13 protein-coding genes are annotated in these 13,614 nt (G+C 44.9%); 8 read left to right on the forward strand and 5 right to left on the reverse strand.

The genetic code is table 11. The features are described 5' to 3' along the window. Positions 1–112: 112 nt before the first annotated feature. The 4 genes from XMG48_RS01345 to XMG48_RS01360 are packed head-to-tail and all read right to left on the reverse strand — an operon-like array spanning position 113 to position 7,620. Positions 113–3,859, reverse strand: a complete 3,747-nt coding sequence (locus tag XMG48_RS01345; protein WP_173480265.1) for a calcium-binding protein — start codon at positions 3,857–3,859, stop codon at positions 113–115. A gap of 12 nt (positions 3,860–3,871) precedes the next feature. Continuing rightward, complete coding sequence (locus tag XMG48_RS01350) at positions 3,872–4,162, reverse strand: hypothetical protein (protein ID WP_173480266.1); 291 nt, start codon at positions 4,160–4,162, stop codon at positions 3,872–3,874. Then, the gene (locus tag XMG48_RS01355; RefSeq protein ID WP_173480267.1) at positions 4,163–5,470 is read right to left on the reverse strand and encodes an HlyD family type I secretion periplasmic adaptor subunit; all 1,308 of its coding nucleotides are present in this window, start codon (positions 5,468–5,470) and stop codon (positions 4,163–4,165) included. Next, a complete protein-coding gene (locus XMG48_RS01360) occupies positions 5,467–7,620 on the reverse strand; it encodes a type I secretion system permease/ATPase (protein WP_371731419.1) in 2,154 nt (717 codons plus the stop codon). The genes XMG48_RS01355 and XMG48_RS01360 overlap by 4 nt, the downstream gene beginning before the upstream one ends. A gap of 1,081 nt (positions 7,621–8,701) precedes the next feature. Here XMG48_RS01360 and rfaH point away from each other — a divergent pair. The 3 genes from rfaH (at position 8,702) to XMG48_RS01375 (ending at position 10,084) form a co-directional block, all read left to right on the forward strand. Further along, a complete protein-coding gene (gene rfaH, locus XMG48_RS01365) occupies positions 8,702–9,181 on the forward strand; it encodes a transcription/translation regulatory transformer protein RfaH (protein WP_173480268.1) in 480 nt (159 codons plus the stop codon). Positions 9,182–9,330: 149 nt separating this feature from the next. Next, entirely contained in the window at positions 9,331–9,603 is a 273-nt protein-coding gene (locus XMG48_RS01370) for a DUF1778 domain-containing protein (protein WP_173480269.1), read from the forward strand. After that, positions 9,593–10,084: a GNAT family N-acetyltransferase gene (locus tag XMG48_RS01375; RefSeq protein WP_173480270.1), complete on the forward strand. Its 492-nt coding sequence runs from the start codon at positions 9,593–9,595 to the stop codon at positions 10,082–10,084. The genes XMG48_RS01370 and XMG48_RS01375 overlap by 11 nt, the downstream gene beginning before the upstream one ends. On the opposite strand, the gene XMG48_RS01380 is transcribed toward XMG48_RS01375, so the two are convergent. Beyond that, entirely contained in the window at positions 10,081–11,031 is a 951-nt protein-coding gene (locus XMG48_RS01380) for a tyrosine-type recombinase/integrase (RefSeq protein ID WP_173480271.1), read from the reverse strand. The genes XMG48_RS01375 and XMG48_RS01380 overlap by 4 nt on opposite strands. A 142-nt stretch (positions 11,032–11,173) precedes the next feature. Here XMG48_RS01380 and XMG48_RS01385 point away from each other — a divergent pair, with 142 nt between their 5' ends. The 5 genes from XMG48_RS01385 to XMG48_RS01405 all read left to right on the forward strand — a co-directional run bounded on the left by XMG48_RS01385 (position 11,174) and on the right by XMG48_RS01405 (position 13,561). Then, the gene (locus XMG48_RS01385; protein ID WP_173480272.1) at positions 11,174–11,602 is read left to right on the forward strand and encodes a helix-turn-helix domain-containing protein; all 429 of its coding nucleotides are present in this window, start codon (positions 11,174–11,176) and stop codon (positions 11,600–11,602) included. Then, complete coding sequence (locus XMG48_RS01390) at positions 11,599–12,330, forward strand: nucleotidyl transferase AbiEii/AbiGii toxin family protein (protein ID WP_173480273.1); 732 nt, start codon at positions 11,599–11,601, stop codon at positions 12,328–12,330. The genes XMG48_RS01385 and XMG48_RS01390 overlap by 4 nt, the downstream gene beginning before the upstream one ends. Before the next feature lie 172 nt (positions 12,331–12,502). After that, a complete protein-coding gene (locus tag XMG48_RS01395) occupies positions 12,503–12,832 on the forward strand; it encodes a MarR family EPS-associated transcriptional regulator (protein WP_173480274.1) in 330 nt (109 codons plus the stop codon). A 148-nt stretch (positions 12,833–12,980) separates the two neighbouring features. Next, entirely contained in the window at positions 12,981–13,247 is a 267-nt protein-coding gene (locus tag XMG48_RS01400; RefSeq protein ID WP_173480275.1) for a type II toxin-antitoxin system Phd/YefM family antitoxin, read from the forward strand. Further along, positions 13,244–13,561 (forward strand): type II toxin-antitoxin system RelE/ParE family toxin, encoded by a 318-nt coding sequence (locus XMG48_RS01405; RefSeq protein WP_173480276.1) that lies wholly within the window; start codon positions 13,244–13,246, stop codon positions 13,559–13,561. The genes XMG48_RS01400 and XMG48_RS01405 overlap by 4 nt, the downstream gene beginning before the upstream one ends. The last annotated feature ends 53 nt before the right edge of the window (positions 13,562–13,614 follow it).

Below are 13,614 nucleotides of genomic sequence, written 5' to 3' on the forward strand. Positions count from 1 at the left end.
ACCCCTGAGTTTTAAGTGATACAATTGTATCACTTTATCTAAATGGAATTCATCTCAGGGGTAACTTAAGGGGGCTGACCTTTCGGTCTGACCCCCTTATCGAGTATCAATATCACTCACTATGCCAGGCAGTTGCTAAGACGTTGTTGAGAGTGTTTCTATCCTCCAGAGTCACCTCCTCTTCATCGAGTGCATCAAACTGGGCAATTGCATGAATGATGGCGTAGATATCAGCCATGTCAGCCCAGCCATCTTCAGTTTCTATCCTCTCAATGCCTTCTTTATTAGCCGATTGTATAGTCACCTCGGTGCTGGAATCACGGTCTTTTATCAGTAGCGAATCATTCAGCATCTCAAGTTGAAGACGCTCCCAGTTGATGCCATTTAATACAAGCGTATCGCTCCCACTGCTATCGGCTATTTGGTCAGATCCATCATGCGCTCGAATAATGTAAGTATCATCCCCTTTTCCGCCTTCCAGCAGGTCATCCCCTTTACCGCCGGTTAACTGGTCATCGCCATTGCCGCCCATAAGCCTGTCTTGGCCACTGCCCCCAAAGAGATGATCCGTGCCGTTGTCGCCTGATAGCTTATCGTTTCCGGATCCACCATAAAGTTGATCCGACTCGTTGCCGCCAAACAGGTGGTCCGAACCGCTACCGCCATGCAGACGATCTTCTCCCTGATCACCAAAGAGTTCGTCATCGCCGGAATCGCCATAGATGAGATCGTTGTTCTGATCTCCGTGGATAAGATCATCACCGCCACCTCCGGATATAGTATCGTCACCACCATGACCACTGATGACATCAGCAGAGGCTAAGCCTTGGATATGATCATCGCCGTTGCTGGTCGCAAGCGTCTGCTGGGCAATGTCCGATAGATTCATCTGTTCACCGTTACTGAACTCAATCAATTTGATGGTGTCGAGTGATATAAGATCGCCATTAAAGAAGGATTTGACGGTAATTAGATCCCCCGGCTGCCCTGTTTCGATTAAGAGATCATCGTTGATCCGGCTGATATCAACTTGCTTTTTGCTAATAGTGGAATCAAACAACACCCTATCGATGGAGTCACGGTCGCGGTTGTTGATCACATCTTGACCGTGACCTCGGCTAAAGAGGTAGGTGTCTTTGCCTTTACCTCCTTGCAAAACGTCAGCCCCTTCACCACCTACTAACAGGTCACCTCCTTCACCTCCAGATAAGTGATCATCTCCACGGTTACCTATTAAATGGTCGTCACCACCGGCGCCCTCTAGGTATTCATTGGCATCGGCTCCCTGCAACCTATCATCCCCCTCAAGTCCATAGAGCCTATTGGAGTCGAGTGATTGGTAGAGGCTGTTAAGCTCAAAAATAGATAGTTGTGTTGAAACCCCCTCCGCATTCACTAGTTCAATTGTTTCAATCAGATTGGGTGTGATAATACCTTTGTCATAGACCTGTTTGATGGTGATCTGATCTCCCGTCAATTGACCGTTTTGGTCTGAGAATTGGATCAGTAGATCCTCTCCAGAAGTTCCAATGCGTCGAAGAGTTAGCTGATCAGATTGCTCTATTCCAACGATGCGAATTGTGTCTCTGCCGGAATGTTCAATGTAGGTGTCTTGCCCATCCCCTTGAGTAAATAGGTAAAGATCATCCCCGGAACCACCGTAAACTGTGTCATTACCTTGATTGCCTTGAAGTGTATCCGCCAGATCGGAACCGAATAAATAATCGTCGCTGTTGCCGCCTTTCGTCGAAAAGTGAGTGATCACTTCTGATAGATTAAGAGCTTTGCCATCATAAAAACGTAGGGTTTCAATGGTGCCCTCCTGAAGGCTGCCATCAAAGTCAAATACGTTTTCTAACCGAATAGCAGCGCCACTTTTTGCGCCATCTTCATTCAGCAGATGAATGTCGATGTGACTGATGCCTCGCTCAAATAGAAGGTTATCGGCCGAAATACCCTCGCCAAACAGAAGCACATCGTCCCCTTGGCTGTCATAGATTTGATCAGAGCCGTCTCCAATGCTGTAGTGGTAAATATCATTACCCACGCCGCCAAAAAGTCGGTCATCGCCTAAACCACCCGTAATGAGATCATCAGCATTTGAGCCCGTCAGGGTCTCAGAAGCATCTGTACCTGTAATCTGTGAATCAATAAGCCATGGGGCAAGAGTGGGGTGCTCTTTCAGATCATCTATTACAACGTCATAAGCCGGTGACAGGCTCGATAGCTGCTGCACTGTTTTGAAGAGTAAGTTGGCTTGTGACAGATCGTTTTGATCGATAAGGCTTTGCAGATGGGCTTCGAAATTCTCCGTATCTGGAGCAAATTGACCAGTGCTTGAATCAAATTTAACCCCAATCAAATCAAAAGCCTCAGCATAGTGGGTTTGGGCGTTGAGCTGCCCTTCGACATAGTCGCTAAATGCTTTGAATTGTGCGATCAGAACCGGTGCCGCGCGGCCATGTGGGTTTGGGTCATGTTCACCCCAGCACCAGGTGCCAACATAGTCTTTAGCCGTTAACTCTTCTAACGCCTCAAGCTGTCGAGCATCCATGACGTGCCCATAAATGCGGCTTGGGTCGCGACTGTAGGGGTCGACGTCGGCTACCCCCGTCCACTGGTAGATGATCTCATTAACCAACGCAGATCGTGCAGCAGGGTCGGACTCTTGAATGAACTGGTCAACCATCGATTTGAGCTCTGTATTGTGTGCCATTACCTGTTGTAGGTTGGCCACATAACCCCAGCCCTTAATATCAGGGTAGTTGATTAGGTCATCAGCTGTTTGAGTGGAATCCTGATAGATGGATTGCGTTTCATCAGTTTGAAACCAGACATCGACCAGCTCATTGGAAGGGCTATTTGTATTTGCAAACGAGCTCGTTTGAATGAAGTGGTTGCCTTGTTGTTGCTGTGAATCTTCAGAGTAGTCCAGGTTGATCGATGTGATTCCGAGCTCTTCTAGAGTTTTCAGTTCAAACTCTTGAGTTTGTCCATCTAAATTGAGGTCTTGCCAGACTTTAAGCGCTTGGAAATCTCGATCAAACTCATCGATCACCCCATCGGAATTAGAGTCGTACTCTTTTAGAGCCTCAAACCCATTGGCGGCCGTTTCTCCGATAGATAGCTCGGTGTTATTACCAAACAGCTCCGTTCCGTCATCGATTTTGCCATTATTATTCAGGTCGATGGCCAACACGCCATCATCAGGTGATACCCATCCAGTTTTTTCAGCAAAACCATCGCCAGCGTGGTCGAAATAGACACCTTGATCAATACCAATAGTTTCGACTCCGTCTCCGTCCAGATCTAAAACGAGTGGTGAGGTGATCGACTCTGCATTGGCGAAACTGGGTGCCTCAACATATTGATCGTTCGCTGCAAACTCCCAATCGTTCCAGGTGAGTTCCACATCAGGCTGATGCAAAAGCAGGTCGAAGATCGGATCTAATGTTCCCTTTTCAGCGAGATACTCGCCAAAGTCATCGGCAAGCGGATAGAGCGCCATCAATGGCACTAGAGCGGCAGTATGAGGACCGGGTACCAGTGAGGCGGCTGTGCCAACTAGTGCGATTGCATTTCCAAGTTCGAATTCACCTTGATCAAAATCCTCAAGGACCTCAGCAAGGGCTGTGGTAAAAGCAACGGTTCCAAACATACGCCCTAAAGTCATGCCCAATGGAGATTTGCTGTCTGTAGTAGCGTCAATTGCAGCTGCAGTAATAGCAGCAAAAGCTGATAATTTTTCTAGTGTTGTAGATTCTTTAGAACTGAATATACCCACGTTTCGTTCATAGGTATGGGTGCTTACGGTTAGTGAAAGTGCGTCAACAAAACCTTCCTTGGCGATAGTCGTCATCTTTATATCCTTTTATTTATTAAATGCTTGAGTGATTGCGAGGATCCATAGGGCAATTCCGTATCCTGTTAGACCCAGTAATAGATAATGTGTAGTACTCATAGAAACCAGTTTCATTCGTGAAACTAGAGCTGTAATGATTGCTATGATTACTGTGTAACCGAAGTATTGGAAATATTCATTTTTTGGGATAAACAACATGAAAATAGTTAGAGTCCCAAAGAAGATTAGTTTTCCAAATAGTATTTGTTTAAGAGTGACCGGTTCTTCCTTAAACACATCATGTTCTTCTTCATTTTCCATTTAACGCTCCTCAATTGAGTCAGTTTTCATTCTTAGTAACGGTGAAAGTAGATATTCGATGATCCTCCTTTTGCCTGTTTTTAATTCCGCGCTGACGCTCATCCCGGGTTGCAGGGGGTGGGAATTGCCGTCGATTTCTAAGGTTTCTGAGAAGAGTTTAAGTTCTGCAGGAAAGAGTAAAACGCCTTGTTCATTTTGTTGTGCATCGGCGCCAAGGTGAACGATCTCAGCATCGATTACGCCGTATTTTGTGAACGAGAATGCATCCACTTTAATTTCGGCGCGTTGGCCTGTTTGTACAAAACCTACATCGCTGTTTTGCAACCAGGCTTCGACTCTTAATGATTGATTCAGTGGCACAAGATTCATTAGGGTCTCAGCGCTGGTAGCGATAGCGCCAACTGTAAATGCGTTGAGATCACTGACGATCCCGTCAATGGGTGCGCGAATGTTATGCTGCTCAATAAACCACTCTAATTGGGTGATATCGCCGTTAAGAACTCTGGCTGCCTCTTGCAGTCGAAGCAGCTCGTTCAACGTCTGCGCTTTGCTCTCTGCTTTAAATGCTTGGATCTGCTTTTGAATTGAAACGGCCTGGCTCAAGGTTGAAGCTACGTCCAGTTGTAAAGCCCTTAGGCTACCCTCCACTTCAATAAGCCGTTGGCGTTGGGTAAGAAGAGCGCTGTTTGATGCAGCACCGTTGTTAACCAATGACTCAATCGCTTCTGTCTCTGCCTCTACAATTGAGTAGAGCTGTGACATTGAATCAAGTTGCGTTTTAGCCTGTGAATGACTCAATTCTGAGCTGCGCAGTTGCGCGTTTAACTGTTCAAGTTTCTTGTTATAGCTCTCTATCTGTTCTGAAAAGAGCGCCTGTTGAGGGTTAGAGGATGACAGCAGCTTGACGTTGCCTTTCTCTAAATACTCAGCAAAGAGCCGGGTGCGTTCTATCTCGTGTTGCTTAAACTTCTGTTGCTCCAGTTTCTGCTGGAGTTGATTAAAAGGTTCTGTGGCATCCAGTTCAATTAGGGTTTCACCGGCATGAACCGCATCACCATTGGTGATGTTGATCGAATCGATTTTCCCTGTGATAGACGATTGAACTCGTTTTGTTTGTCCGGTTGGTATGACTTTTCCAGATGCCCTTGCCACAATGTCTACCTCACCAATAGACGCCCAGGTGAGGCCTGACATCATCAGCAGGGCGATTAAGTAGGCAGTTACCCTCGGCCATTTCTTGGGTGGTCGCTCTTGAATCAGTAGCGCACCAGGTAAAAAATCGTGCAGCTCTTTTGATGTCAGCCTCATGCGATGGCCTCCTTAAATTCTGATGGTTGATCGGCCGATTGAAGACGAAACATTTCGGCGTAGCGACCGTTTAATCTCAACAGCTCTTGATGGGTGCCAGACTCAGCTAACTCGCCTTGATCAAGTACAATAATTCGATCGCAGTGTCTTACTGTGTTGAGGCGGTGCGCGACGGTGATGACGGTGCGCCCTTTGCAGATCAAGTGCATCTTCTGACGGATTTTCTCTTCTGAAATGTAATCGAGCGCGCTCGTTGCCTCGTCAAAGATCAGAATTTTAGGGTTGCTGATCAGGGCTCTCGCTATCGCGATTCGCTGGCGCTGCCCCCCTGAGAGGTTGCTGCCACGCTCACCCACCAAGGTGTCATAAGCGGCTGGAAGCTCAGTGATAAACGCGTGTGCACCGGCCAGTTTGGCGGCTTTGACAATGGTTTCCAGTGATTCGCCGGGTGTGCGTATTGCAATGTTGTCGCGCACACTTTTATTGAATAAAAAACTCTCTTGTGGAACGACGCTGATATTGGATCTAAGCCAATCGGTATTGACCTGTGCTAAATCGATACCATCAATGAGCACCTTTCCTAAGTTGGGTAGGTAAGTTCGTTGAATAAGCTTGGTCAGTGTGCTTTTGCCAGAGCCTGAAGCGCCGACAATCCCGATCGATTCTCCGGCTTTGATCTCAATGTTGATCCTATTCAGAACCGTGGGGCTATTCAGACTGTAGCGAAAACTGACGTGTTGAAAGGCAATGGAGCCTTGCAAGCTAGGGAGAGACGCTTGGCTTGTCTGAGCGTCAGACTCAGAGGGCGTATTGAGTATATCGCCGAGACGTTTCAAGGATATACCCGCTTGTTGGACGTCTTGCCAGAGTTGAACCAGTTTCAAAATGGGTGCACTGACTCGACCCGCGATCATATTAAATGCGATCAATTCACCGATGGTTAACTGATTGTCCATGACCAGAAGGGCACCAAACCAGATAATTAACACCGTGGTGAACTTGCTAATAAACTGAGCAATTTGAGTCGCGATATTACCGAGGTTTTTAGCTTTGAAGCCGATGCTGGTCGCTTGGGCAATCTGCTTTTCCCAGCGTTGCTGCATCTTTGGCTCAAGCGCCATTGATTTAACGGTATCGATGCCCGTGATCGATTCAACCAGAAACGCTTGGTTTTCGGCACTGCGTTTGAAACTCTCATTTAAGCGATGGCGCAAAGTGGGTGTGATGAGTATAGATAACAGCAAGTAGCACGGAAGTGACCCAAGAACGATCCACGTGAGCGTAGGGCTAAACATCCAAAGCACAGCGATGAAGAGCAGAAGAAAGCTAAGATCAATCATCAGGGTCAATGCACCCCCAGTGATGAACTCCCTTAGTGTGTCTAGCTCTTTGATTCTCGCCACTGTATGCCCTACTTGGCGTGAATCGAAATAGGCTGCAGGTAAGCGCATGACATGGTTAAAAAGCTTAGCGCCAAGCTCCACGTCAATTCTGCTGGTGGTATGAACCATCAGGTAGTTGCGAACGATGCCCATCACCAATTCAAACATCAGCAGTGCAGCAAATCCGATGGCCAGAATATCCAGCGTAGTGAAGCCTCTATGCACCAGCACTTTGTCCATAACGATTTGAAAGAAAAAGGGCGTGGCTAGGGCAAATAGCTGAAGGAATACAGAAATTATGATGACTTCGGTAAAAATCCCTTTGTGTTTAATCAGGGAAGGGATAAACCATTTCAGATCAAATCGGCGATCAGAACCTAGGGTTTCTCGCTCTTTAATGAAAATAATTCTGTTATCCCAGAGCTGATCAAACTCTGCCAAATTGAGTTTTCTGGGTGTGGTCTCGCCGGGCTTGATGACTAAGCAGAACCAATCCTGTCCATTTTGATTAACGCGAAGAAGGGTGAGGTATTGCCCATCGGACATAGGTGCTGCAACGGGCATAAATTCATTGTGTAAGTCACTGATTTTACAGTTTCTTATCCCTGCTTTTAGGTTAAGTGAGTTTAGCGCTCTTATGAAATCCGTTTCTGTCAGTGTGGATTTGGATGTTTGCCATTGATGGCGCAACTGCTCTGTATCACAAGCTTTATGTCTAAGCTTGGCTAATGTCGTAATGCTGTATATGGCTGATTCAAATGGATTCACAATAACTATCCCTCCGTGGACACCTCATTAAGGTTTAGCAGAGGAATTGAAAATGTGCGTAATAATTTTTTCTTTTTATTCCACTAGTTAGTCTTAGATTTGCGATGGCCATCATTTTTTAGAAAAAAACGACAAATTTTTTTAGTTTTTTAAAATCTACCTGAAAGTCACTATCCATAGGGGTTTGAGAGAGATGTTGCTCTGGGTTTTTGTTAAAAAATCGAACTTTTTTAAACTTTTTTTCATTTTTTATTACGCAAAAATTTAAATCTTGTTCTATACCTATATACATCCCCGACGGAATGGGGATAACGAGAGAGATCTCGAATCGGTTTTCCACCTAACCAATCCATCCAGCATAGAGGATTAGTTAGTGAGCTCCCCCTTCGCTCCTGAGAGCTGATTGAAATCGACATGTTGATCGATCAAGGATGATCCGATGCATGCAAATACCCAAAGGGATTTGGGTTTGGAGAGGGATCTTCGGCAATTGCCAAAATCTGATGCGCCGCGAAAAGAGGGAGTTTTTCAATGCGCATCAACCATAAATTTAACCGTGTTATGAGGGCGGTTAAGGGTGCCGCAGGATGGGCACAGCAGGGAGGGATCCCTGAACGATAGACTCTGACTCTGTAGTGTTCCCTAGCAGGCACTTCAGTTTTACAGGAATGAGTCCCTTCGATTGAGTCTGTCGTTTAATGTCCAGTGATGTGATCGGCAAAGGATGGCAATGATGCATTACACGCAAACCTCAACGGAGTGAGGTTTGGAGAGGGATCTCAAGTTTCGACTAATATCCGATGCGTGGCGAGAAGAGGGAATTTTTCAAAGCGCACCCTATTTTTGATTTAGTTACCTATGTAGCTAAAGGAGCCAAAGGAATGGCTCACATGGGAGTGATCCCAGTAAAGTGAACTGCAATGGATTGTTGTGAGCTTTACAAACACTTCAAAGGATTGAAGTGATGAGAGGGATCTCAGGCAAATGCCAAAAATCTTACGCGCCGCGAGAAGATGGAATTTCTCAAGGCGCGTTCTTTTTTGTTTATAATGCTTTTAAGATTAGTTTTTGAGACAAGGTTATGTACAACTGGTTCGTTATTCAATCAAAGCCTAGTCAATTGTTTAAAGCCCAATTTGAGCTTGAACAGCAAGGTTTTGAAACCTACCTGCCGCTGCTTAAAACTGAGCAAATCAAACAAGGAAAGCGAACTGAAATAGAGACACCGCTTTTTCCAGGTTATCTATTCATTTACCTCTCCAAAGAAGAGAGTAATTGGCGCCCTATTCGATCAACACGCGGAGTGGCTAAGCTGATTAGCTTTGGAAATGAACCGGCTATCGTGCCAACAGCTGCCGTCAATGCCATTCGAGCTCAGTTAAGGCACATCGATTCTGAAAAGCAGTTCACCAAAGACGATAAGGTTTCTATCAATGATGGGCCATTCAAAGACCTGCAAGCAGTGTTTTTAGAATACGACGGTGAACAAAGAGCGTTTGTCTTGCTCGAGTTATTGGGGCGTTGGCAGAAGATGTCCGTAGAGCTGTCAGTACTTAAATAAAATTCATCATTTCTAATTTCGCTTTTTGGAGGTTTGGATTTTCAAAAAGTAGTTAATTTGGATAATTCTGCCAAATCATTCGTGTTGACAATCGATATACGAGGTATTTATTCTTTGTGTATCGTTTGTACATACAAAGAGGTCTTGTTATGCGTGCTGCCGCTATAAATCTTCGTGCACTGCCTGAGCAGCGCGACTTGATTGATCATGCTGCCAATATGTTGGGTAAAAACCGGTCTGACTTTATGCTTGAAGCTGCTTGTGAGCGTGCACAGTCCGTTCTTCTGGACCAGGTTCATTTCTCCTTGGATGCGGAAAAATTTAAACAGTTTACAGATCTTCTGGATACACCTCCTAAACCCAATGCGGGCCTGAAGCGTTTGTTGGCTTTAGATCCCGTGTGGAACACAAGTGAAGCTTGATCTGCTTGCTCCCCAGCCGTTGGCATCCCATCACACCTATGCAGATTTTTGCTGTGTTGAGCGTATCCTTGATGACTGGTTAAAACGAAAAGCGTTGGTTAATCAGGCAAGTGGGGCCAGCCGTACATTTGTTGCTACTGACAGTGATCAGCGTGTATGGGGTTATTATGCGATGGCCGCTGGCGCCGTATCACATCAACTAGCAACTGGTAACATAAGAAGAAATATGCCAGATCCAGTGCCAGTGTTGGTGCTAGGAAGGCTTGCCGTTGATCGTCGCGCTCAAGGTATCAAACTTGGCGGTTCGCTTCTTCAAGATGCATTTAATAGAGCTATTAATGTTGCTGAGAATACAGGTGTCCGTGCTTTGCTTGTGCATGCGTTGAGCGAATCTGCTAAACGCTTTTACGAGTATTATGGTTTTAAAGAGTCACCAGCCGATCCATTGGTGCTGATGCTGAGGCTAAATCAGGCTTCTTAATTTTTCGAGCGGGTCACTTCCCAAACCGGCGTACACTCCTCAATTTGAAGTTCGGCTGGGTTTACGTTATCGACCCAACTCTGCAGATACCTTAATGTCGTTGTCTCTTTTCGCCATCCGCCACGCAGCATAATCTTCTCTAACGGCACGCCTGCATTCAACATATCCAGAGCAGCGCCTACTCGAAACGAGTGGCCGCTTAAGTGTGGCAGATCTCTACGCCTAGCCCTATATTGCAGATCGACCAGAATAATATTAATGGATGCCGGGTTGAGTTTGTCACCCAAGGTTTTGTTGTCTTTGCGGATGGATCGCAGAATACGCCCCTCTGTAGCACCGATTCGACGCTTCCATTTATTTATCTTGGTTGCTAGTAGATCGCTTATAGGGATGAGTTTGCCATCGCCCAACTGATCGGTTTTAGAGCGTTTAAGGTTTAACGCAAAGTGACCGTTTGGAAGTGTCTTTAAGTCCTCGAAACAGAATGAACAGATCTCTGAGGAGCGGCGCATGGTCTCATAACCGATTCTAAGCAGAAGTTCATTGCGCCGACCGGCTAGAGAGGAGTCACATTTTTTTAAAAGTTGCTCTAAAAGATCGAGTGTCAGCGGGTGCGCCTGTTTCTGCTGCCTACCGATTTTTCGATGCATCTTTTTCAGAGCAATTTTAACTTCTGGTGTTTTGGTAGGACTACCAAAGCCAGAGAAAAAGCAGATGGATCCCAACGTGTCTATACGGCGTCGAATCGTTGCACTCTTCTGACGTTCGGACATATCGGCGATGTAGGCTGCTAGATCTGAAGCTTTAGGGGGTAGAGGATCTAAACCATTGGATATTGCCCAGTTAGCAAAGTGCTTAAAGTCACTGCGATACGCTTTGAGGGTGTTTTCAGCAAAGGCACCATCGAGTTGTGCCATCAAATCATCTAAAAATTGTTTTACGTCCATCACTTACCTCCCTGTATCGTGATGTTTTAAGTGTAGACGCAAAGTGTGGATACTGTTTTAAAAAGTTCATAGATAAAAATGTATCAAAAATTTATCAAAAACACTATATTGTAAAAAATATGAAACAAAAATGGTGTTTTAAGTGGACGCTGAAAATATTGGGATAGCAATAAAGCAAGAACGAAAACGCTTGAACGTAACCGCTGAAGCATTGTCAGGTGCTTCGGGTATTTCAAGAGTTACATTGCATCGAATTGAGAAAGGTGAGGGAGCATCAAGCTTGAATAGCTATCTCGCTGTAGTCGATGCGTTAAATCTTGAGCTAACGTTAGCCGAGAAAGTAAAAGAGGGGTCTCGCCAGCTCAATCCAGATGACTTTATCCCTGTCATCATTCGACTTAAAGACTATCCAGAACTTAAAAAGCTCTCTTGGCATATAACGGGTAGAGACTACCTAAAACCTTTCGAAGCACATGCCATTTACGAAAGGAACTCCCGTCACTTTGATGAAAATGAAATGGCAGAATCAGAAAAGTTATTGATGGCAAATTTAAATAGAGCGTTTTCATGAAGACTTGCGATTACAATTTTAAAAGACCCCACCATCAACTTATTGCTAAGGTGCTTGAGGCGATTAATACAGATCTCTTTGATATGAGTGAGTGCTTTTTTGGTGGAGGAACGGCAATCGCCCTTGCTTATGGGGAATACCGAGAATCTATTGATATAGATTTTGTGGTCTCTAGCAAGGAAGGTTATCGCGCATTGCGAGAGGTAGCGAAAGGACACCAAGTGGGATTGGGTCTGTTTAAAGAGCACCAAGAAGGGTTAGCTATAGATCGAATGCGTATGGATCAGTATGGAATACGTATGGTGGTGAGTATTAACGAAAGTGCATTGATAAAATTTGAAATAGTGAATGAGGGTAGAGTAGAGATTCAAAAGCCTGGTGTAGTCTCGAGGATATGTGGAGTATCCATATTGAGTAGGCTTGATATGGCGACTACAAAATTACTTGCTAATTCAGATCGTTGGGCGGATCGCGCGGTTTATTCTAGGGATATTATTGATTTATCGATGTTGGGACTATCAAAGAAAGAGCTTGGTCAGGCCATCTCCAAAGCTGAAACAGCCTATGGATCCTCAATTATGCAAGATTTGAAAAAGTCACTTACCTACCTAACTGAAACACCGAAACGACTCGATCAATGTATGGAGGCAATGAGTATCGATCTCCCTAGAGCTGTGCTATGGCAAAAATTGAAAAAGTTAGAGCGAGATTCCGCTAATTGTTTGTAACATCTTATAGGTAATTCGGTTCCTGAGTGCCTTATTAAAGTCTGCATATTAGATCGATATAACTAACAATGCTTTGTAAAGGTATTGCAACATTGTTAGTCTATGTTCATAGATTGAACGAACGTTTTAAATGTAACCGCACTGTGGCAAGCAGGGGCGGTAGCGTGCCTAAATGACCCAAAACAGCGATACCCTTGAATACGATTACCGGGTTCTTCAGTTAATAGAAGAGCGCCCAGATATTTCACAGCGCGAACTGGCTTCGCAGCTGGGGGTGAGTGTGGGTAAAACCAACTACGTATTGTCTGCACTCATAGTGCGTGGCCTGGTTAAAGCGGAAAACTTCAAGCGTTCAAATAACAAATCCGGTTACTTGTACCTTCTGACTCCCAAAGGCATTTCAGATAAAGGGGTTATTACTGCGCGATTCTTAAAACGGAAGGTGGAAGAGTACGAGCGTTTAAAGGCTGAAATAGCGGACATTCAATCAAGAATCGAATAGTGAGTGTTGAGAACTAAAAATCAAAATTGGGTACGAGGTGTTGCTTTAGAGTGGTTTTTCCCTGGGCAAAACCATGAGATGCACATTCGACAAAACATCGCTTTCGCATCTATAATGACGCATATTAAGTGTTTATATGGTGTCTATTATGGATATAACTAAAGATATTCGACCGCTAACTGAATTTAAGCGAGATACGGCTAACTTTGTAAGTCATTTAAAAGATAGCGGTCGACCTTCCATCTTAACCGTGAATGGAAAGCCTGCCCTTGTGGTTATGGATGCAGATGCTTGGCAAGAAGCACAGGATCAACTTGAATACGCGCAAAGTGTGGCAGGAATTCGTAAAGGCCTATCTCAAGCCCTAGATGGTGACGGACTTGAGGCGAGTGACTTTTTTGCGACGTTAAAATGAAGCATTACGCTGTCGTTATTACGCCATTTGCTGGGGAAAACATTCTTGAGGCTTTCAGGTGGTATCAGCTTGAAAATCCTGTTTATGCCGCGAAATGGAAAAGTGGCCTTGAGGAAAAAATTCTAAGCCTGGAAATATTTCCTGAATCGCATCCTTTGGCGCCTGAAAACTCCGAGTTCGAAGAAGAAATCCGACAATTACTGTATGGAAAAGCAAGCCGTTGGAGAGTTCTTTTTACTGTTATAAATTCCAAGGTTTACGTTCTCCATGTGCGACATGGTCAAAGAGATTATTGGCGACCTAGTGTTAGATAGTTTTAACCGATTGGTTGAAAAGTTTTGTCGCTAAGCCCCTAATGAGTGCGCGA

The organism is Marinobacterium sp. xm-g-48, assembly GCF_013282925.1.
In the GTDB taxonomy this organism is placed as follows: Bacteria; Pseudomonadota; Gammaproteobacteria; order Pseudomonadales; family Balneatricaceae; genus Marinobacterium_E.